General features: G+C 38.6%; 21 protein-coding genes. 15 read left to right on the forward strand and 6 right to left on the reverse strand.

The window, feature by feature from the left end:
- Nucleotides 1–262 precede the first annotated feature (262 nt).
- The 9 genes from deoC (at nucleotide 263) to ACZ5XR_RS03830 (ending at nucleotide 9,088) form a co-directional block, all read left to right on the forward strand.
- Nucleotides 263–937, forward strand: coding sequence for a deoxyribose-phosphate aldolase (gene deoC, locus ACZ5XR_RS03790; protein WP_464500355.1), 675 nt, complete (start codon nucleotides 263–265; stop codon nucleotides 935–937).
- 22 nt (nucleotides 938–959) lie between these two features.
- Nucleotides 960–1,130: a XapX domain-containing protein gene (locus ACZ5XR_RS03795; RefSeq protein ID WP_464500356.1), complete on the forward strand. Its 171-nt coding sequence runs from the start codon at nucleotides 960–962 to the stop codon at nucleotides 1,128–1,130.
- Between the two features lie 26 nt (nucleotides 1,131–1,156).
- Nucleotides 1,157–1,552: a cytidine deaminase gene (locus ACZ5XR_RS03800; protein WP_464500357.1), complete on the forward strand. Its 396-nt coding sequence runs from the start codon at nucleotides 1,157–1,159 to the stop codon at nucleotides 1,550–1,552.
- Between the two features lie 118 nt (nucleotides 1,553–1,670).
- Nucleotides 1,671–2,186: a DUF3189 family protein gene (locus ACZ5XR_RS03805; protein ID WP_464500358.1), complete on the forward strand. Its 516-nt coding sequence runs from the start codon at nucleotides 1,671–1,673 to the stop codon at nucleotides 2,184–2,186.
- A gap of 83 nt (nucleotides 2,187–2,269) precedes the next feature.
- Nucleotides 2,270–3,073 (forward strand): pyrroline-5-carboxylate reductase, encoded by an 804-nt coding sequence (proC, locus tag ACZ5XR_RS03810; protein ID WP_464502214.1) that lies wholly within the window; start codon nucleotides 2,270–2,272, stop codon nucleotides 3,071–3,073.
- A 54-nt stretch (nucleotides 3,074–3,127) separates the two neighbouring features.
- Nucleotides 3,128–3,574 (forward strand): response regulator transcription factor, encoded by a 447-nt coding sequence (locus ACZ5XR_RS03815; protein ID WP_464500359.1) that lies wholly within the window; start codon nucleotides 3,128–3,130, stop codon nucleotides 3,572–3,574.
- Nucleotides 3,575–4,612, forward strand: coding sequence for a HEAT repeat domain-containing protein (locus tag ACZ5XR_RS03820; protein ID WP_464500360.1), 1,038 nt, complete (start codon nucleotides 3,575–3,577; stop codon nucleotides 4,610–4,612).
- Nucleotides 4,613–4,616: 4 nt separating this feature from the next.
- Nucleotides 4,617–6,029 carry a glycosyltransferase family 2 protein gene (locus ACZ5XR_RS03825; protein WP_464500361.1) on the forward strand — a complete coding sequence of 471 codons (1,413 nt, stop codon included), beginning with the start codon at nucleotides 4,617–4,619 and terminating at the stop codon, nucleotides 6,027–6,029.
- Nucleotides 6,026–9,088, forward strand: coding sequence for a hypothetical protein (locus ACZ5XR_RS03830; protein ID WP_464500362.1), 3,063 nt, complete (start codon nucleotides 6,026–6,028; stop codon nucleotides 9,086–9,088). Before ACZ5XR_RS03825 ends, ACZ5XR_RS03830 begins: the two co-directional genes overlap by 4 nt.
- A gap of 49 nt (nucleotides 9,089–9,137) precedes the next feature.
- On the opposite strand, the gene ACZ5XR_RS03835 is transcribed toward ACZ5XR_RS03830, so the two are convergent.
- From ACZ5XR_RS03835 to ACZ5XR_RS03850, 4 genes are all read right to left on the reverse strand, one after another.
- Complete coding sequence (locus ACZ5XR_RS03835) at nucleotides 9,138–10,541, reverse strand: peptide MFS transporter (protein WP_464500363.1); 1,404 nt, start codon at nucleotides 10,539–10,541, stop codon at nucleotides 9,138–9,140.
- Between the two features lie 274 nt (nucleotides 10,542–10,815).
- Nucleotides 10,816–12,111: an NCS2 family permease gene (locus ACZ5XR_RS03840; protein ID WP_464500364.1), complete on the reverse strand. Its 1,296-nt coding sequence runs from the start codon at nucleotides 12,109–12,111 to the stop codon at nucleotides 10,816–10,818.
- Between the two features lie 136 nt (nucleotides 12,112–12,247).
- Nucleotides 12,248–13,249 (reverse strand): anion permease, encoded by a 1,002-nt coding sequence (locus ACZ5XR_RS03845; protein WP_464500365.1) that lies wholly within the window; start codon nucleotides 13,247–13,249, stop codon nucleotides 12,248–12,250.
- A gap of 11 nt (nucleotides 13,250–13,260) precedes the next feature.
- Complete coding sequence (locus ACZ5XR_RS03850; protein ID WP_464500366.1) at nucleotides 13,261–13,878, reverse strand: DUF47 domain-containing protein; 618 nt, start codon at nucleotides 13,876–13,878, stop codon at nucleotides 13,261–13,263.
- Nucleotides 13,879–14,249: 371 nt separating this feature from the next.
- Between ACZ5XR_RS03850 and ACZ5XR_RS03855 the strand changes: the two genes are divergently transcribed.
- A complete protein-coding gene (locus ACZ5XR_RS03855; protein ID WP_464500367.1) occupies nucleotides 14,250–14,504 on the forward strand; it encodes a GlsB/YeaQ/YmgE family stress response membrane protein in 255 nt (84 codons plus the stop codon).
- 56 nt (nucleotides 14,505–14,560) lie between these two features.
- Here the strand turns inward: ACZ5XR_RS03855 and ACZ5XR_RS03860 are convergent, their stop codons facing one another.
- On the reverse strand, nucleotides 14,561–15,484 hold the full coding sequence (locus ACZ5XR_RS03860; RefSeq protein WP_464500368.1) for an RluA family pseudouridine synthase: 924 nt from the start codon (nucleotides 15,482–15,484) through the stop codon (nucleotides 14,561–14,563).
- Between the two features lie 112 nt (nucleotides 15,485–15,596).
- Here ACZ5XR_RS03860 and ACZ5XR_RS03865 point away from each other — a divergent pair, with 112 nt between their 5' ends.
- The 4 genes from ACZ5XR_RS03865 to ACZ5XR_RS03880 all read left to right on the forward strand — a co-directional run bounded on the left by ACZ5XR_RS03865 (nucleotide 15,597) and on the right by ACZ5XR_RS03880 (nucleotide 20,119).
- A complete protein-coding gene (locus tag ACZ5XR_RS03865; RefSeq protein ID WP_464500369.1) occupies nucleotides 15,597–15,995 on the forward strand; it encodes a YhcU family protein in 399 nt (132 codons plus the stop codon).
- A 190-nt stretch (nucleotides 15,996–16,185) separates the two neighbouring features.
- Nucleotides 16,186–17,928: a phospho-sugar mutase gene (locus ACZ5XR_RS03870; protein WP_464500370.1), complete on the forward strand. Its 1,743-nt coding sequence runs from the start codon at nucleotides 16,186–16,188 to the stop codon at nucleotides 17,926–17,928.
- A 416-nt stretch (nucleotides 17,929–18,344) separates the two neighbouring features.
- Nucleotides 18,345–19,460 carry a GAF domain-containing sensor histidine kinase gene (locus ACZ5XR_RS03875; RefSeq protein ID WP_464500371.1) on the forward strand — a complete coding sequence of 372 codons (1,116 nt, stop codon included), beginning with the start codon at nucleotides 18,345–18,347 and terminating at the stop codon, nucleotides 19,458–19,460.
- A gap of 11 nt (nucleotides 19,461–19,471) precedes the next feature.
- A complete protein-coding gene (locus ACZ5XR_RS03880) occupies nucleotides 19,472–20,119 on the forward strand; it encodes a response regulator (protein ID WP_464500372.1) in 648 nt (215 codons plus the stop codon).
- Nucleotides 20,120–20,231: 112 nt separating this feature from the next.
- Here the strand turns inward: ACZ5XR_RS03880 and ACZ5XR_RS03885 are convergent, their stop codons facing one another.
- A complete protein-coding gene (locus tag ACZ5XR_RS03885; RefSeq protein WP_464500373.1) occupies nucleotides 20,232–20,486 on the reverse strand; it encodes a YhdB family protein in 255 nt (84 codons plus the stop codon).
- A 161-nt stretch (nucleotides 20,487–20,647) separates the two neighbouring features.
- Here ACZ5XR_RS03885 and ACZ5XR_RS03890 point away from each other — a divergent pair, with 161 nt between their 5' ends.
- The gene (locus tag ACZ5XR_RS03890; RefSeq protein ID WP_464500374.1) at nucleotides 20,648–21,619 is read left to right on the forward strand and encodes a M14 family zinc carboxypeptidase; all 972 of its coding nucleotides are present in this window, start codon (nucleotides 20,648–20,650) and stop codon (nucleotides 21,617–21,619) included.
- Nucleotides 21,620–21,729 lie beyond the last annotated feature (110 nt).

The following is a 21,729-nucleotide window of genomic DNA, read 5'->3' on the forward strand; positions in this document are numbered from 1 at the left end:
AGTTTTGCTCTTACGAGCAAAAGTCCAACAAAAAGGCATCCGAATGGACACATTCGGATGCCTTTTGTCTACAATCTGAACATACAAAAAAACAGCATAGTATGCTGTTTTTTTGTATGTATTGTGAATACCATTTAAAAATATTTTTACATTTGTTCATAAAGGTAGTTACAAATGTTCAACAATCTGATATAGTATCAATGTGGAAAATGAAAATAACGATTTAATATAAGATTCTTTTTAAACTGGGGAGGAATTATTAATGACACAAAATATTGTAAAAATGATTGACCATACATTATTAAAAGCTGACGCTACAAAAGCAGAGATCGTCAAATTGGTGGAAGAAGCAAAAGAATACTCATTTGCTTCGGTGTGTGTGAATCCAACTTGGGTGAAGACAGCTGCTGAGTTACTTAAAGATACACCTGAAGTAAAAGTATGTACGGTAATTGGTTTTCCTCTTGGAGCTTCAACACCTGAAACGAAAGGCTTCGAAACAAAAAATGCGATTGAAAATGGCGCTACGGAAGTCGATATGGTCATTAATATTGCTGCTCTTAAAGACCATCAGGATGAATTGGTTGAGCGTGATATTCGTGCGGTTGTTGAGGCTGCAAAAGGAAAAGCGTTAACAAAAGTTATAATTGAAGCATGTCTTTTAACAAAAGAGGAAAAAATAAGAGCGTGTGAACTTTCTGTCAAAGCTGGAGCTGATTTTGTTAAAACGTCAACAGGCTTTTCAACTGGCGGTGCAACGGTGGAGGACATTCGACTCATGCGTGAGACGGTTGGACCTGAAATTGGTGTGAAAGCTTCAGGTGGTGTTCGCAGCCGTGAAGATGCGCTTGCAATGGTTGAAGCAGGGGCAACACGCATCGGAGCAAGTTCTGGTGTTTCCATAAGTAAAGGCGAGTTATCATACAGCAATTATTAAAAATAAATGTGAGGGAAACGAAATGAAAGAAATTATGTTAGCTTTATTAGCTGGTTTAATTGTTGGGGTAATATTTAAGTTTCTAAAGCTGCCATTACCTGCACCGCCAGTGTTTTCTGCGGTTGTTGGTGTGTTCGGTGTTTACTTTGGCGGTATTGTCGTTGAATGGTTTACAAAATTAATTCAGCATTAATATTCCTTGGCGGAGAGTGAGAAGTAATGGAAGAAAAAGATCTTATGCAGGAAGCATTTAAGGCGAGAGAATTTGCATATGTTCCTTATTCAAAGTTTCAAGTAGGAGCAGCCCTTTTAGCTAAAGATGGACAAGTGTTCCACGGATGTAATATAGAAAATGCCTCTTACGGAATGACAAACTGTGCGGAACGAACGGCTTTGTTTAAAGCTTATTCCGAGGGTGTAACGAAATTTGATTCACTTGTTGTCGTAGCAGATACGGACCGTCCATGTCCACCATGCGGGGCCTGCCGTCAAGTCATTTCCGAGCTTTGCGACGAAGAAATGGAAGTGATTCTGACTAACCTAAAAGGAGATATTCAAAGAATAAAGGTAAAAGATCTCCTTCCAGGTGCTTTTTCGCCAAAGGACTTAACTTAATAAATAGAAATTCCCAAGAGGAGTATTTGCGAAAGCAGATGCTCCTCTTTATTATGAAAAATAAAATCAGGGAAAAATGACCATAATATAGGTAGATAAAATGATAAAGGATGATCCTATGATATATATCTATAATGATTATGGTGGGACACATACGACATCAATGGCTGCTGCTTACCATCTGAAGCAATTGCCGCAATCCGAACGGAAATTGACAACTGAAGAAATTTTAAATATACCATATTTCAACAAATTAACACATGCCGATTTCGGGAAAATCATCTTTCATGGGGACGATGAGGATGGAAATCAGGTGTATACCATTGGCCGGAAAAGAAACAAATTGCTCGTACCGGCATTAAAAGAATTCGGTTTATTATTACAAGAGAAGTTCCATTTTAATGAAAAAATTGTATTTTCCAATACATCTCCTACCGTTCCGATCTCCATGACATTTGGAGGCTTTTTTGCAAGGGGATTAAGAATAAATCCATTAGGTGTTCCTTTATTAGTCATCGGGGCTAAAAAATGCTGCGATAATGTGTTTAGACTGGTGGAAAATACGAAGGAAGTTGGTCGAACATCCTTTAATGAAAACATTATTATTTTAGAAAATGAAATGTATAAGTCATAATGGTATACTATCACTCTAAACGATTTCCTAAGCAAATAGGGAATCCTTTTTATTTTTAATTTAGATAGGGTGTGGATTAGATGATTAATAAAAAAATTGGCTTTATCGGTTCTGGAAAAATGGCCCAAGCCATTATTGAGGGTATTGTAAATTCAAACATGGTTGCTAAGGAAAACTTGATAGCAAGTGCCATGACCGAAATGACACTAGATAAAATCAAAAAGACTTTCAATATAATGACAACCAATCGAAATAACGAAGTAGCAAGATTTTCTGAAATTCTCATCTTAGCAGTGAAGCCAGATCTTCACTCGCATGTTATTGAGGAGATTAAAAAGGATATTAAGGAAAATGCTATTATTGTGACGATTGCTGCAGGAATCACGTTAGCAGATATGGAAAAGTCATTTGGTTTTCCCATTAAAGCGGTGAGGGTTATGCCTAATACGCCTTCCTTGGTTGGGGAAGGGATGAGTGTTATTTGTCCAAATGATTTTCTTTGCGAAGAAGAAGTAAGCGTGGTCGAAAGGCTGTTCAGTTCCTGTGGAAAAACAGAGCGTCTCCAAGAAAAATGGATGGATGCTGTGCCGGCCATAAGTGGTTCTTCCCCTGCCTATGTTTATATGTTCATCGAGGCATTGGCTGATGGCGGAGTCCTGCAGGGAATACCTCGGGACAAAGCATACAGGCTTGCAGCACAGGCGGTGCTAGGTGCAGCCAAAATGGTCCTTGAAACGGGTGAGCACCCGGGAAAACTGAAAGATAATGTTTGTACTCCAGGAGGCGCAACCATCCAAGCAGTTGCTGCATTAGAGGAAAAACAATTCCGTGGCGCCATCATGGCCGCGATGGAAAGATGCACAGAAAAAATAAAATCTTTAACATAAAAAACTGTTCGTTTGCTAAAGAATAAAAGCATCTTTAACCTGAGGTGTTTCATTATGATATTGAAAAAAAATTTTGAGAAGGCTGAAATAAAAGAAACCCTTAAGACGCCTTTATTTGTTTCGATCATTGATGACGATGCCTTTATTCGGTCTATGTTAATGAGAATTCTTAAGATGATGGATTTCGAACACTATGATCTTTCCATTGAAGAATTTGCCGGTGGGATTCTATTTTTTGAATCCAACCGGTTACAAATGCAGGGTGAACACTTTTTAATCCTTGACGGTGTAATGCCAGTCATGGACGGCATTGAGATCTTGCAAAGAGTAAAAAAAATGAAAAATAGCTCGAACATTCATGTCCTTATGCTGACAGGCAGGAAAAGTGATTCGGATATAGAGCGAGCTCTAAAATTGGGAGCAGATGACTACGTTACAAAACCATTCAGCATTAAGGAGCTTCAAGCAAGAATGAAACGGCTCATTCAAAGGATGATCTAAATGTATTTCCATGAGCTCTATATCCTTTCCCTCATCACCACAACGATATTAGGAATATTGTTCATTCTTCTCGTCTATTTAATGGTTCAAAAATCGATGGAAATAAAAAAAAGAAAAGCAATCGAAACGTATAAAGATAAATTTAATCCTATGATTTTCCGTTTCTTGACAGAAGGTTGTTATCCAAGAGAATTTATTCCGGAAACTGCTTTACAACAAAAAGCAGTGGAAGAGCTGCTGGATCGTTATGTATCCATTTTAGAAGGAGCAGAAGAGGAGAATCGCTTATCGGAATTGGCGAAAAGATTTTTAACAGCCTACTACCAAAAACGTCTAAAAAGCAAAAGATGGAGCCATCGCATGAATGTCTTATATCATATTGAGGATTTTAAGATGAGTAATTTCCAAAAGGAAGTTCTTTTGTTAACGAGAAAGAAGGGCCTGACGAATCAAGAAACAGTACTCATCCTTAGAATTTTGGCATCCATCCAATACCCGCAAATTTCCTCTTTGCTGGCAGGGCGCTTTTTTGCTTTGTCAGAATATGATTACCGCACTATTTTAATTCGCTTGGACAATCATTTATTCAATCAATTTATCCTAAGCTTCCCCGCAGAAGTGATAAATCTAAAAAAGGCGATATTAGATGTCATCTCATTAAAAAGAGATTTAAGCTATCTCACATTTACTGAAAATATATTTTCTTCCTATTCGGGAGAAATTAAATTGAGGGCCTTAAAAGCCTTAGCTGAAATGGGGTTTGTAAAGAATACAAATCAATACGTAGAGCTTCTATACTCTTCCAAATGGCAGGAAAGAATGTTTGCAGCAAAATTAATTGGTGCGATCAAAGAAGAAGCAGCGATATCGAGACTAATTGAGCTTTTGCATGATCAATCGTGGTGGGTTCGCTCTCAAGCAGGACAGGCAATCAATCAATTTCCAAATGGGAAAATGGTATTGCGTGATGTTTTAGTTACTTCAAAGGATGAATTTGCGAAAGATATGGCCTGGGAGTGGCTTCATAAAGGAGTATAAGCCAATGCAATTTTTCGGGTGGGGTACCATTGTCTCCGGCTTTGGATGGTTTATTGCGATTTATATGGTGATCGTCATTGTTTTCTACACGGTTATTTTGTTCATTTCAATGGTACAGCTTAGAATGGAATTCCAATTGGACAGGGATAAAGCATATGAAGACTATATGGAGGCCATTTATACAAAGCCTGTTTCTATCCTTGTTCCTGCTTTTAATGAAGAAGCTGGAATCATTCAAAGTGTCCGCTCATTATTAAGTATTAATTATCCCATGTTCGAGATTATTGTTGTGAATGATGGCTCTACCGATGAGACACTTGAAAAAATGATTGAGCATTATGACTTGAAGGAAATAAAAAAAGTAGTTCGCAAACAAGTTGAGACAAAACCGATAAAATGCATCTACCAATCCTCAATCCTGCCGAATCTTTTCCTGGTAGATAAAGAGAACGGAGGAAAAGCAGATGCCCTGAATGTAGGACTCAATTTTTCCCATTACCCTTATTTTTGCTCACTGGATGGAGACTCCGTATTAGAACAAGATGCCTTCTTAAAAGTGATGAAGCCTATTATTGATTCCAACGAAGAAGTCATCGCATCAGGAGGCAGCGTTCGAATTGCAAATGGCTGTCAAATTCAACACGGCCATATTGAGAAAATTCGTTTATCCAATAAGCCTTTGGTTGTCATGCAGATCATTGAATACTTACGAGCCTTTTTAATGGGAAGAATCGGACTTAGCCGTCATAATCTCCTTTTAATTATCTCAGGGGCCTTTGGGGTTTTTTCAAAACAATGGGTAATTGAGGCAGGCGGCTACAAACCCGATACGGTTGGCGAGGATATGGAACTGGTTGTCCGAATCCATCGAGTATTAAAGGAAAGGAAATTGAAGAAAAAAATCGTCTATGTTCCGGACCCAGTTTGTTGGACAGAAGTACCGGAAGATCTCACTTTTTTACGAAGGCAAAGACGACGTTGGCATAGGGGGTTATTTGAAAGCCTTTGGACACATAAAAGTCTTACCTTTAATCCTAAATATGGATCGATTGGTCTTATTTCTTTTCCCTATTTTTGGATAGTTGAGTTCTTTGGGCCGGTGATTGAAGGCTTGGGCTATCTTTTTGTGGTTCTGTGTTTATTTTTAGGTGGGATTTATATTGAATTTTCTATTTTATTATTCCTGCTTTCCTGTTTATATGGCTCCGTTTTTTCAATGGCAGCCGTTCTTCTTGAGGAGTGGAGCTTAACCAAGTATCCGAAAGTCACGGACATTTTAAAGCTTTTTTTATACTCTTTAACAGAGACACTTTGGTATCGGCCCCTGACAGTGATTTGGAGATGCGAAGGTATTTGGCAAATGATAAAAGGAGATACAAGCTGGGGAGTTATGAAAAGAAAAGGTGTTTCCAAATGAAAAAACAAAGCCACCTCATTATTTATTCCATTGTATTAATCACCTTGATAACAAGTCCTTTTTGGCTTTGGGAAATTCAGCCTTCTAAAAAACTAAATGTCTTAATAATGGGTCAAATAGATTCAAATGAAAGCGATCGGGAACATAAAGGGTTAACGTGGATTTTAAATAATCAAAAATATTTAATCAATAAACATCAGTTCTATCCAGTGGAATCTGTAGATCAAATTGAAAAAGCAGTACAACAGTCCAAAGGCAGAACGATAATAGCAGAAAATATCCTTGCAAGGCTAAAAACGGATAAGGAAAGGGACAAAATCTCAAATGTATTGAATGTGGATTGGACTGGCTGGATTGGCCGGTATTTTTCTGATTTGAATGGGAATGAAGTACCTGTTTGGGTAAAGAAGCAATATGAAGCTAATCATCAAAGATGGAAGTTTAATGGACAAGGTATTGTCTTAATAAACAGGAATCATTATATTGTCGTAGTTGATCAGAAGGATTTAACCGATCATGGTTTATTGTTTACCTTAACGAAGCATGGTGAATCATTTTTGAAAGATCGGTTTCAAGGTAAATATCAAAATTGGTTCGACATTAACCAAGCCAGGGATCCAGGTGAAATTCTTGCGTCCTATCATTTCCCTGTATCAGCGAAGGTTAAAAAGAGGCTTGAAAGCTATGGAATCCCTGCAAATTTCCCTGCCGTTATTTACCATCAAACAGCCACTTACACATCCTATTATTTCTCAGGCGACTTTGCAGATGAATCAGAGCTTCCCGAAATATATCAAACAAAGGGTTTGGATTTTTGGAAAAGGCATTTTGGGACAGGGGACTCTTTTTACTGGGAAGGGTATGTCCCGATGATGAAAGCCCTTCTAAAGAATGGTTTAAATCATACGGTAAAGCAGGAAAAAGTAGAAACGATTGACGATAATGGAATTACGACCAATAGCCGGACAGGAAGTACATATATTCAAATACAAAAAAATGGAAAATGGACGGACTTTTTAATTAAAGGGGTTAATATTGGAATTAGTAAGCCGGGTTATTTTCCTGGCGAAACGGCGATTACAAAAGAAGAATATTTAAGGTGGTTCCAGGAAATAGGCGCCATGAATGCAAATGCCATCAGGGTATATACCATTCATCCCCCACCATTCTATGAAGCATTTTACGAATATAACCAAATGGCCAAGAAGCCTTTATACTTATTTCATGGATCATGGGTGAATGAGGAAAATTTGATTCGAACACAAGATGCGTATGCAAAAGTAAATGTGAATGACGCGGAGTCAGAAATCAAAAATATCATTGATATCATACATGGAAAGGCAAATCTCCCACCTAATCCGGGGCATGCTTACGGACTTTATCCCTATGATATTTCAAAGTATGTACTTGGAATGATTGTCGGCATAGAGTGGGATCCGCAAATGGTAAAAAATACGGATGTATTGCATGCAGATAAAGAGCAGTTTAAGGGGCAATACTTTCAGACCTCAAATGCGTCGGCCTTTGAAGTATGGCTTGCCAAATTAATGGAATATGCGGTTGGCTATGAGAAGAAGGAGTACAAGTGGCAGCACTCGATGAGTTTTACGAATTGGGTGACGACTGATTTATTACGTCATCCCTCAGAGCCTTTAAAAGATGAAGACCTGGTATCTGTGAATCCGAATCATATTAAAGCTTCCAGCCATTTTCATGCCGGATTATTTGCTTCCTATCATATTTACCCCTATTACCCTGATTTTCTTAACTATGATCCAGCCTACGTTAATTATAAAGACTTTTCAGGGAAAAAGAATAATTATGCGGGATATTTGCATGACCTAATCGCAGCCCATCATATGCCAGTCCTGGTAGCAGAATATGGTGTCCCTGCTTCAAGGGGATTAACACATAAGAATGTATTTGGAATGAACCAAGGCTTTCATTCAGAAGCAGAGCAGGGGGAAATCGATAAGCGGCTCTTTCAATCGATTGTATCCGAAGGGTATGCAGGCGGTCTTGTCTTTACTTGGCAGGATGAGTGGTTTAAACGGACATGGAATACAATGGACTTTGATAATCCTGATCGCCGGCCTTACTGGGATAACCAGCAAACGAATGAACAGCACTTCGGTTTACTATCGTTTGAGCCAGGAAAACAGGAAACAGCTATCTCAGTAGATGGTGAATCGAAGGATTGGGACAAAGCGGGCATTAAGAGAATCTATCGAGCAAAAAATACAAAGGAACCGGTAAAAGAGCTGCGAATGGCTTCGGATAGCGGATACTTTTATTATCTTCTCACCTTGGATCAGCCTGTGAATTTTAAGGATCAGGGGATTTTTTTACTTTTTGATACCTTTGATAACCAGGGACAAACCAGGATTAAATTGACCGAAAAATCAAATGTACAGACAAACTATGGGATTGATTTTTTAGTTAAGTTAACAGGGCAAGAGGATTCGAGGCTTCTTGGCGACAGTTATTACGATCCGTTTTATTTACAGTATGGAAATCTCCTTCACATGATAGAACTTGAGCCAAATGTAAATCAAAAAAATAATGGTATATTCCACCCGATGCGACTTGCTTTGAATAAGCAATTATATATCCCATCAACTAAAAAAACGATACCATTTCAAGATTATGAAACAGGTGTCCTGAAGTTTGGTGATGCGAATTCAAGCCATCTAAAGTTTAATTCGTTAACAGATGTAAGCATCAGTAAAAACAAAAAGGAAATCGAAGGCCGTATTCCTTGGCAACTTTTAAATATAAAAGACCCAAGCACAAAAGAAGCAATGGGCGATGTATGGAAGAATGGTTTATTTTCTAGTGTCAAAATAAACGGAATTCGTGCAGCTATTGTCACCACAAGAGGCGATACCATTCAGCAAGCCTTGCCTAATCTGGTAAATAACCGAATCCAGCAACACGACGCTTTTTTATATTCATGGAAAAATTGGGATCAGCCGGAGTATTATGAACGCTTAAAGCAATCCTATGACATCATGAAGAAAACATATCAAACCATTGATACAAACGATTTAAAAAAATGAATGCACACAAAAAGGATGAAACAAATGTCTCATCCTTTTTGTCATTGGTTTATTTACTGCTTTCCTCTGTCATACGTTGAAGTTTTCCAGAAAGAGCTAATAGGATTAAACCAAGCACAATCGCTAACGCACCGATTACACTGAAAATTTGGAAGTAACCAAGTGATTGTGTTAATGAAGCTAATTGACCTGCTAAAATGTTGGCAATCCCTGAACCGGCAAGCCATACACCCATTAATAGGGATGCAAGCTTAACTGGAGCAATTTTACTTGTAAGGGACAATCCAACTGGTGACAAGAATAATTCTCCAAGAGTATGGAGCAAGTAAGTGATAACAATAAACATCATGTTAGCTTTAATGGCAATATGGTGTTGATCACTGCCAGTTTTTAATACAGCAATTAAGAGAACCATATAACCTACACCTAATAGAACCATACCTAATCCCATTTTTCTAGGGCCGCTAATATCTCCGCGCTTTGTATATGAAAGCTTTAACCAAAGTGCTGAAAGAATCGGCGCAAGGATAACAATGAATAGTGGATTTAAAGACTGGAACCATTCTGTTGGTACAGTAAATCCTAATACATTACGGTTTACAAATCGATCAGTATAAAGTGTTAAAGAACTTCCTGCTTGTTCAAACCCAGCCCAGAAGAAGACAACGAAAAGAGTAAGAATAACTATGACTGCGGTACGTGCTTTTTCAAGTTTGGTTAATGGTTGTTTATTTAATGTGGTAGTAGTCGTTTTAGAAGCAACCTTACCTGTTGGCTTCTTACCGATTTCTCCTAAATAACGATTTCCAAGAAGGTTAAAGAGGATTTGTCCAATAATCATCCCAATGGAAGCGGCTAAGAATCCATATCTAAATCCGTGGTGTACCACACCGTTTACAGTAGTCTTGAATAGTGAATCAGACAAATAACCTACAACAAGTGGAGAGAAGAAAGCACCGATGTTGATACCCATGTAGAAAATGGTGAAGGCCCCATCACGACGGCGATCTTCAGGAGCATATAATTCCCCGACAATAGTTGATATATTTGGTTTAAAGAAACCGTTTCCAATAATCAACAAGGCTAAGCCAAGATAAAAAGCTGCTTTACTTTGGTTGGCAAACAAAGCAATATTACCAATTGCCATTGTGATACCGCCGATTGTTATAGCAAGGCGACGGCCTAGAAATCTATCAGATAAATACCCACCAGCCATAGGTGTGAAGTAAACTGCTCCGGTAAAGAAACCGTAAATACTCATTGCTGTAGCGTCGCTAAATCCTAAACCACCGCTTACAAATTGAGTTGTAAGATATAAAACAAGGATTGCGCGCATTCCATAATAGCTAAATCTTTCCCACATCTCAGTAAAGAATAATAAATAAAGGCCAGGCGGGTGTTTCTTAGCTGCTGTGGTCTGCTCGGACTTCTTCAGTGTTGCTGTATTGTCCATTGTATACCTCCTAATGTCCATAATATAAAGAATATGTTATTATTCTAAATTAATAAACATAGCACCGTCAATAGGAAGTTCTAACAGTGAAAAGAGTTGATATATTAGGAATTTGCCGAATTATCCACACTATTTTTAATTTATAAAAAATGCAAATAACATTATATCGATATAATAATATATAATCTCATTTTCATACTTTTTATATTATTTTGTTAATTTTTAATAAAAAAAAGAGGATGAAATATCCTCTTTTTTTATAGATCTTTGAAAGTTATTGTAAAAAGGCAAGTTGGTAGAAGAATAATACGGCGAAAATATAGACCAGTGGATGAACATCCCGCCATTTTCCTTTTACGATTTTTAAAATCGGATAGGAAATGAATCCGAGTGCAATTCCAGTTGAAATACTCGATGTTAGTGGCATACTCAAAACAACTAAGAAGGCAGGAAACGCTTCATCAAGGCTATCCCATTTAACTTTTGAAATACTTCCCATCATCAAACTGCCGACTATAATTAAGGCTGGTGCAGTGATGGCCGCTAAACCAGAAACAGCACTTACAACCGGACTGAAAAAAGCGGCAATCATAAACAAAACAGCGATAACAACCGAAGTCAGACCGGTTCTTCCACCTGCTGCTACTCCGCTTGTGGATTCTATATATGCCGTTGTCGGGCTTGTCCCAAAGAACGCCCCAATCGTAGTGGCTAAAGAATCGGATAGCAGTGCCTTTCCGGACCTTGGCATTATATTTCCTTTCATTAGACCTGCCTGTTGGGCGACCCCAATCATCGTGCCTGTTGTATCAAAGATTGTTACTAATAAAAAAGAGAAAACAGCGGAATAAAGACTATGTCCGATTACTTGTCCAAAAGCACTAAATGGGTTACTAATTATCAACCCTTCCGGCAGCGCTGGCATAGATACAATTCCTTTAAAATGGAGCTGGCCGGTAAAAAAGGCGACTACTCCTGTAAAAATCATTCCAAAAAACATTGCTCCACTTACTCGGAAGCTCATCAGAATAAGTGTTACAGCAAGTCCAGCCAATGTTAAGAGGGCTTCCGGGGCATGTAGATTTCCAAGCCCAACGAGGTTTTCAGGATTTTTTGTAATGATTCCTGACAACTTTAACCCAATGAATGCGATGAATAAACCAATTCCTGCTAAAATTCCATATTTTAAATTTTCAGGAATGGCTTCAATTAATTTTCTTCTAAAGGGAGTTAACGATAGAATCACAAATATGATTCCTGCCACAAAAACGGCAGCAAATGCAGTTTGATAATTAATTCCTGTGTGAGGGCCCACTACGGAATAGGCGAAATAAGCATTCAACCCCATCCCCGGTGCAATCGCAATGGGATAGTTCGCTACCAAGCCCATCCATAGTGTGCCAGCTACAGTAGCTATGATTGTCGCTGTGAACACTTGATGAAAGGGAACACCCGCGTCAGATAATACTATGGGATTGACCACGATAATATATACCATTGTTAAAAAGGTAGTGATACCTGCAAATAATTCTGTTTTTACACCAGTCTGATTTTCTTTAAGCTTAAACAATTGTTCCACTCCTAGAAACGAACGATTTTTACAACGCTCATATATATTATTCGTTTTTATGTTACTTTTCAATTGAAAATTAAAATTTGTATAACAAAAAAACAGGAATCATTTATGATCCTGTTTTTTACAGTTGTTAAAAAACTAAATTTAGAAGATAGAAAATAATACCGGCTAAAAGAGCAGAAATTGGAAGGGTAATAACCCATGTAATAATCATCCGTTGGGCGGTACCCCATTTAACGCCTTTAAGGCGATGGGCAGAACCTACGCCTAAAATTCCAGAGGAAATGACGTGTGTTGTACTTACAGGAAGTTTCATATAGGTTGCACCGAATATGACTGCTGCACCAGTTAAATCTGCTGCAACCCCATTAATCGGGCGAATTTTCATGATTTTACCGCCAACAGTTTTGATAATCTTCCACCCGCCGACGGAAGTACCAAGTCCCATTGCAATCGCACAGGAAAGCTGGACCCAAAATGGAATATCAGAATTTGCAGGAAGCATTTTATTCGCAATGAGGGCCATGGTGATAATCCCCATTGATTTTTGCGCATCGTTTGTCCCATGTGTATAGGATTGCAATGCTGCAGTAGCAATTTGAATATATCGGAAACTCCGGTTCGTTTTAGTCAAATTGAAATTACGAAAAACCACTTTAAAAATGCTGTAAACAATATAACCCACAATAAAGGCAATTATTGGGGAACCAATTAGTCCTTCAAGAATTTTTATAAACCCGCTGTAATTAAGTGCCGCAAACCCTTTTGCCGCAATCCCTGCACCAGCAATAGAACCGATGATTGCATGAGAAGAACTGCTGGGGATTCCATAATACCAAGTAATTAAATTCCAGGCTACAGCTGAGATAATCGCAGCAAGAATAATAACGGCACCATTTTGAAGCGTAAATGGGTCGATGATATCCTTTGAAATTGATTTTGCCACGCCTGTAAATGTTAATGCACCGACCAAGTTCATAACGGCAGCAAGTAGAATTGCCTGACGTGGTTTTAGCGCTTTTGTTGAAACTGAGGTAGCAATCGCATTTGCTGTATCATGGAAGCCATTTATGAAGTCAAAGGCAAGAGCACCAATTACGATTAACACCGTTAAAATAAAAATAATACTCATTTTTAGGCTCCTTATGCATTTTTCATAATGATTGTTTCAAGCGTATTTGCAACTTCCTGACAGCTGTCAGCAATATCCTCAAGCGTTTCGTAAATTTCTTTATATTGAATAATACGGATAGGATCTTTTTCAACAGTAAATAAATTCTTAATGGATTGACGTAGTATATTATCACATTTTGATTCAAAATCTTTAATTTTTATGGCATGCTCTCTCATCTGAAGCAGTTTTTTATTTGTTAAAAGTTCAATGGCTTTATCAAGTTCATGGACACTTCCTTGGATTGCATCCACAAATTTCATCATAAATTCATCGGCTTGAGTAATCGAATACATTTCAAATAATGCGGCGCATCCTTCGAGACCATCAAGTATATCATCCATACTCATGGCTAGGTGAAGAATATCTTCCCGCTCAATCGGAGTAATAAAGGCATCGTTCAATTCTTTGATGGTATCATGAACAAAACCATCTCCTTTTGATTCCAGTTCCTTCATTTTTTCAGAAAATATTTTTAAATCGCTGACATTTTTTAATTTGTACTCTGTAAAGAAATTTACACTTTCCTTTAAATTAGCAGAAATATTACTTAATAAAATTGAGAACTTATCATTTTTCTTGAATGCCATGTGAAAACCCCCGATTTTTCTTTAAATTCATCGACGAAAAAAATTCTAACTGAAATATGTCCAAAAAAGAATCCTATTAACGTTAACTTTACAAAAACTTAACAATTGAATTTTCTGAAAATGCCCCTTGGTTAATCCTTTTTTAAATACTTTCACCAACATTCAAACTTTATATGTAAAAATGTATTTTGAAATTTGAATGGGGCATGACCTTTTTCTTTTTCATGTTTATTATAAAAAAATTTGGGTACTTTAAAATTACAGGCAGACAAACTTTTCATTTGAGAAGTTTGTTCCCATATTCTGCAGTGTGAACATGGGATGTGTGCTTGTATTAAGTGACTATTGAATACTAAAAAGGAGTGTTCGTAATGAGTTTCATTTGGTCATTGATTGTTGGCGGGATTATTGGCTGGTTAGCAGGCCTTATGTTAGGAAGAAATATTCCAGGAGGCATCATAGGTAATATCATTGCTGGATTCGTTGGAGCATGGCTCGGTACTTTAATTCTTGGAAATTGGGGACCGCATGTTGCAAACTTTGCCATCATCCCAGCAATAATCGGCGCCGTCATCCTCGTATTTCTCCTAAGTTTAATCATGCGTGGATTTAGAAAAGCGGATTAAAAAAAAGGGGGTCAGTCCCCCGCTGCTTTAAAGCAGCGGGGGACTGACCCCTTTCCTTATATGGAAAAAACATCAATATCTTTAAAAATCTGCGGATTGTCTGTAAAGGGAGCAACGCAGATTATTTTTTCCTGAGAAAAAGGGTGGGAAAATTCCAGTTTTGCTGCGTGCAGGGCTTGTCTGTTTACAAGAGGTTTTCCCCCATACAAGACGTCCCCCAAAAGGGGATGACCTAGGTGGCTGAGATGGACGCGGATTTGATGGGTTCTTCCTGTATCAAGCCAGCATTTTACGAAGGATACTTGTTTACTGCGATCCTCCTTGATCACCTGATAATGGGTAACAGCGTCTTGACCCGATGTAGAGATTCGCCTTCTTGTTGCATGGTGACGGTCCCGGCCAATCGGCTCTTTGATTGTCCCTTTTTTAGCCTTCAACAAACCATGAACCAAGGCAAGGTAAGTTCTTTTTATTTCTCGTTTTTCCAGCATTCGATCCAAAATAGCCCCGGCTAAGGCGTGCTTGGCAAACAGGATGGCTCCCGAAGTATCTTTGTCCAAGCGGTGAACCTGCCGAACGTTTCTCATTTCTCCGTTTGATAGTAAATAAAATGCAGCTGCATTCATCAGTGTATCGGTTTCATGATAAGGATCGTTCGGGTGTGTGTTCATAAACGGCGGTTTATTGAATACAATGACATGGTCATCCTCGTAAAGAACGGAAATATCATGATAACTTGGAATAACATTTATTTCTTCTTCGTCAAATAAATGAAGCTGAAGCTTCATTCCCGCTTCAAGCGGTCTGGTCCAATTCCCTTTTTCTCCATTTATTAACACTCTATTTTCCATTCGGAATGTATGGGTCAGCTTTTTAGGTGCTTCCCATTTATGTCGAAAAATACTCTCCACCGTTTGACCATCCCAGCTTTCAGGCAGGATCAATTCAAGCCATTTACCTTTTCTTTCTATTTTAATCATTCGCTTCTCCTTCATGATTACATATAATTACCACCGTATTTTTACGGGCGAATATGTTATTCTTAATCTAAATATTACATTAGAAATATATGATAGCAAAGGTGGGTTACAAGTGAAAATCGTGTTTGCCTCGATACCAAGTCAAGAGGAAGAAATAGATGGGCTTGTGAGGTATATATATTCAACTGTTTTTCCACTCTATTTCTCGGACGAAGAAATCAAAGAGTTTATGCAGTTAAAGGTATTGCACACTTCCGGTAAGCATTTCCAAGATTTTAGCACCTTAAAAGATGCCTTTCAAGTTATGACATGCTTGCAGACCATTATTTCCATTTTGGAATTTCCCTCTCTAGATGATCATTATTCTTCCCTTTTTAATAAGAATGTCGCGAACCTGCAAGAGTTTGGCTTATTTTTTCCGTTTGAATATGATCAATTTGTGGAAGCAAAAAATTTAAAAAACAGTGTCTTCAGTATTTATACAAGAGCAGCTAATGAACTGCTAATCTAAACGTCTGCTTGCAGACGTTTATTTTTTTAGACATCAACCTTGTGTACGATCATGTAGTAAAGATAAAATATAGGGGATAAGTAATTTTGGCATCCGCGAAAAATGTCGGAATATTTATGTTTATTTTTGAAGGAGTATCAATTCTTTATTTCGAAACAATAAAGGACAGAAAGAATGGAGGAGACATCAATTGGACTGGAAAGTGACAGCAAATAAATGGTTCGAATTTGAAGCGTTAAATTCAGAACTAAAAACGCAACTATTAGAACTACAAGATAATGAAAAGCAATTAGAAGAAGCATTTTATAAAAATCTCGAATTTGGGACCGGCGGCATGAGAGGTGAACTTGGTGTAGGTACAAACCGTATGAATATCTATACCATTAGAAAAGCATCAGCCGGTCTGGCCGCATACATAGAGGAGCAAGGGCTTGAGGCGAAGAAACGCGGAGTCGTCATTGCCTATGATTCCCGTCATAAATCGCCGGAGTTTGCCATGGAGGCAGCAAAAACACTGGCAACCAAAGGAATTCAAACCTATGTGTTTGATGAATTAAGGCCAACACCTGAATTGTCCTTTGCTTTAAGATCTTTACAGGCATTTTCAGGGATTGTGGTTACCGCAAGCCACAATCCACCTGAATATAATGGCTACAAGGTTTATGGACAAGATGGCGGTCAGCTGCCTCCCGAAGCAGCCGATATTGTAATTTCTAAAGTTAATGAAATTGAGAATGAATTATTAATCGAAGTGGACAGTGAAGAGACGTTAAAAGCTGCTGGCTTAATTAAAATCATCGGTGCAGAAATAGACGAAGCCTATATAGAAAAATTAAAAACGATTTCAGAGAATCCGTCTCTTGGTTATGAATCCGATATAAAAATTGTTTTTACTCCGCTGCACGGAACTGCCAATAAACCAGTTCGTAAAGCGCTGGAAGCGATGGGCTATAAAAATGTTACCGTCGTAAAAGAGCAAGAGCTGCCTGATCCGGAATTTTCAACTGTGAAAAGTCCGAATCCGGAGGAACATGCAGCATTTGAATTAGCCATCCGAGATGGCAAAAAAGTGGGGGCAGATCTATTAATCGCAACGGATCCGGATGCGGACCGATTAGGGATAGCCGTTCTGAATGAAACTGGCGAATATGTCGTTCTAACCGGAAACCAAACAGGTGCTCTCCTGCTTGATTACTTACTTTCCCAGAAAAAGGCGAAAGGCACACTCCCACAAAATGGTGCCGTTCTAAAAACCATCGTTACATCTGAAGTCGGAAGAACCATTGCTTCCTCTTACCAATTAGAAACGATTGATGTTTTAACAGGGTTTAAATTTATTGCTGAAAAAATCAATGAATATGAAAAAACCGGTCAGCACACGTTCCTATTTGGTTATGAAGAAAGCTATGGATATTTAATTGGCGACTTTGCCCGTGATAAAGATGCGGTGCAAGCAGCTCTTTTAGCAACAGAGGTCTGTGCGTATTATAAAAAGCAAGGTAAATCTCTTTATGAAGGCTTAATGCAAGTATTTGGAAAATATGGTTATTATCTGGAAGGTCTTCGCTCGTTAACATTAAAAGGTAAAGAGGGAGCAGAAATGATTCAACAAATTTTAGCTTCCTTCCGTTCTGAGCCATTAACAAATCTTGGGGCGTTAACAACCTCAGCCACTGAAGATTATTTGACCAGTCTTCGTGTAACTAAGACTGGTGAAGAGCCAATCAATTTACCAAAATCCAATGTATTAAAATATACATTTGAAGATGGTTCATGGGTTTGCTTACGACCATCCGGAACGGAGCCAAAAGTGAAGTTTTATTTCGGGATAAACAGCGGAAGCCTGGAAGAAAGCAAACAAAAATTGCAAGCGATCGAAAAAGACTTTATGGCGCTTGTGGATGCGAAAATAAAACAGGTATCAGAAAAATAGAATGGCATTTTGAAATCCCGCAGGCATTACCTGCGGGATTTTTTTATGCTCATAAAACGAACTGAGGTGGTGGAGGGCCCTCCAAATGCCCGAAGACTATAAGTATTATGGGTTATGGGCAATAGGGAGTTCTCCAAATTCCCGAAGATAATAAAAATCATGAGGATTGGTCAATAGGAAGCCCTCCAAAAGCCCGAAGACAATAAATATCATGAGTATTGGTCAATTGGGAGAAGTTCTTCAAATACTCATAAATTCTAAAGATGAAACAATAAGAATACCAAAGTAGTTGGAAAGGCATGCCTATGGGTTTTTTACGACTTTAGTCGTAGCAAAAGCCAAACTTTATTCTAAGGCTTGAATAGGTAAAAAACGATATAATGAGTACAAGAGATATTTTTCCAGGAGGAACCGGGATGGGAGAGAGTCACCTGACTGAGCTAAAAATGTTAAAAGAAATCGCTGAGCTGTTAAATCGAGGAACAGATGTGCAAGTTGTTCTTTCAGAGGTACTGAAAAAATTATTACATGTCACGGGCATGCAAACGGGTTGGATCTTTCTGATTGACCAAAATGGCCGCTTTGAATTATCGGCTCATGAGAATTTGCCCCCTGCCTTATCCAATAAGCAATATGAACCAATGTGTAAGGGCGACTGCTGGTGTATTAATCGCTATAATAACGGCCGCTTAGATAAAGCCACAAATATCATTGAATGTAAAAGGCTCGAGGATGCAGTGGCATTCTCTTGGGGTGAAACTTATGGCTTAACGCATCATGCAACGGTTCCGTTGAAAGCCGGGAATGAAAAGTTTGGCCTTTTAAATGTTGGCTCTCCCAATAAAACAAGCTTTAATACAGAAGAGCTTGCCCTCTTAGAATCAGTCGCCCTGCAAATCGGGACAGCTTTGAAAAGAATAAACCTGACACAAAGAGAACAGGAAATCGCTTTGACAGCTGAAAGAAACCGCTTGGCACGTGACCTTCATGATTCCGTCAATCAGCTGCTCTTTTCATTAAGTTTAACGGCCAGAGGCGGAATGGAAATGGCCAAAGACACCCTGGTAAAAGAAACGTTTGAGTATATTCAGGACCTAGCGCAGGAAGCCTTAAATGAAATGCGGGCACTGATCTGGCAGCTCCGGCCTAGAGGATTGGAAAAGGGCATTGTTAGTGCCCTAAGCAGCTATGCGGTTATGCTCGGTTTGGAAATAGAGGTTAAAGTAAACGGCGTCATTAATTTACCTGGAAATATTGAAGAGGTCCTTTGGAGAATTGGCCAGGAAGCGTTGGCCAATTGCAAAAAACATTCCGGGCAAACCGAAGCAAAGCTTCATTTTTATGTTGGTGATAATCAAATAACAATGGAAATAAAGGATCGTGGATGCGGTTTCTTATATGATGAAACAAAAGAACTTCCCTCATTGGGCTTGAAAAGTATGAGGGATCGGACAGAATCCATTTTTGGATCCTTTTATCTGGAGAGTGAACCGGATAAAGGTACAAAAATCCAGGTGATGATACCGTATTAGGGGGAATGAAAGTGAGTATACGAATACTTATTGCCGATGATCATCATGTGGTCAGGAGAGGGTTAGTATTCTTTTTAAGAACACAGGAAGACATTGAGATTATTGGGGAAGCCAAAAATGGGAAAGAAGCCGTCGAGTTGGCAGAGTTGCTTAATCCGGATTTGGTATTAATGGACCTTGTCATGCCCGTGATGGATGGGATTGAAGCAACCAAACAAATCAAACTAAATTGTCCCGGCATGAAGATCATGATTTTAACCAGCTTTTCGGATCAAGACCATGTGATCCCTGCAATTGAAGCGGGGGCTTCAGGCTTTCAGCTGAAGGATATCGAACCGGATGAGCTGGTACGGGCTATCAAGCAGCTGATGCTGGGTGAAAATCAACTGCATCCAAAGGCGACCACACATTTGTTGACACATTTAACGGCAAAAAACAAAGTCGAGAAAAAACCGCTTGAGGATTTAACGAAACGAGAGCTAGAGGTCCTTAAAGAAATTGCAGGCGGCAAAAGCAATAAAGAAATTGCAGCTTCCTTATTTATAACGGAAAAAACAGTCAAAACCCATGTTTCAAGCATTTTGGCGAAATTGGAGCTGCAGGATCGAACACAGGCTGCTCTTTATGCTGTGCGCAATGGGGTTACAAAAGAAAATTAATCCAGATGAATAGTAAATACGGCCTCCACAATGGGAAGCCGTATTTTTTGGTGGAATTCATTAGCCCGGTAGGTAAAACTTTTCTCACAATTAAGCGTATTCTCGTACCTTTTCAGGAAAGACTATACATCGGTACCTCATTTGGTTCAGCAGCAGCCGTTTCGTTTGCATGGTCGATGTAACGAAGCAGGGAATATAATTTTGTTTCCAAGATTTTGTAGTCATGTTCAAAATGGTAGGCATGCAGAAATTGTTCGATTTTCTTCGATAAAAATTGATCTTGTGTACGAACCATCAAAATCATCAAATTATCCCACTCTGATCGATGTGTATAATACAACGCTCGATCGTAATCCACTTTATTCATTTTAAGTATCTCCTCCTTATTAGGAGTTGAGTTTATTTTATGATTTTCTTCCGATTTCTTTCAAAGAAAATGTTGGTCACCCTTATAGGACGCGATTATCAAGTTTTACCTGTATAATAAGGATTTTGAGTGGTGAAAAATAATCAAAAAGCGGTGTAAATATGGCCCGATTTTTATCTGTTTTGTTATTGCTATCACTTCCATTTGGAAATCCTTCGAAAGAAAAGATCGTGGAAGAAAACAGACCCTATACATATGACATTTTGAATAGGGATTTAGCGGACCTTCATGAGCGCTACAAGCAAGTAATCCAAATCAAATGTATCGGCACTACCTATTTACACAAGAAAATCTGGGCAATAAAGCTTGGGACAGGAGAAAAAAATATTGTTTTAGTTGGAACCCATCATGCAAGAGAATGGCTGACAAGCATGTTATTAATGAAAATGCTTGAGACTTATGCCAAGGACTATCAAGAGGAAAAGAAAGTAACCAATATCTTAAATGAAGTATCAATTTGGTTTGTACCGATGCTAAATCCGGATGGAGTCGACATCCAGCAAAATAAGCTTCATCATTTTTCCGCTCTCGATGTAAATCATTTGATCAGGATGAATGATGGGTCTTTTTATTTTCACAGCTGGAAAGCTAATGGTGTAGGGATCGATTTAAATCGGCAATACCCTGCCGGATGGGAAGAACTGGATGTAGAACCTGACGTACCATTTTCTAAATTTTATAAAGGAAAGGCACCATTAGAAGCGAAAGAAGTTATTGCGTTAACCCAATTTATTGAAAAAACCCAACCATCGGCAGCTGTAGCCTATCATACAGCAGGCAGAGAGATTTACTGGAAATATAAAAATGGGAAATACCTTAAACGAGATAAAATAATAGCCAAAAAAATATCGAAATTAACCGGCTATAAGTTGGGAGAACCGGGCGAGAAAGCGGTAGGCGGCGGACTTACCGATTGGTTTATTACGACCTATCACCGACCGGCCATGACGATTGAAATCAGTTATTTTGTCGGAGAAACCAACCCGCCGTTATCTGTTTTTAAAACAGAATGGCGCCGGAATAAGCTCGTAGGACTGAAATTAGCAGAAGAAGCAATAAAAATAAAGAAATAAATCGATTTTGGGCTTTTTAACGGACAAAATCGACCTGGAAAAACGTAAAGTGTGTCCGAAATAAGGCTGCTTACGGACAAAACCGACTAGGAAAAACGTTAAGTGTGTCC

The organism is Neobacillus sp. Fa239 (genome assembly GCF_055395235.1).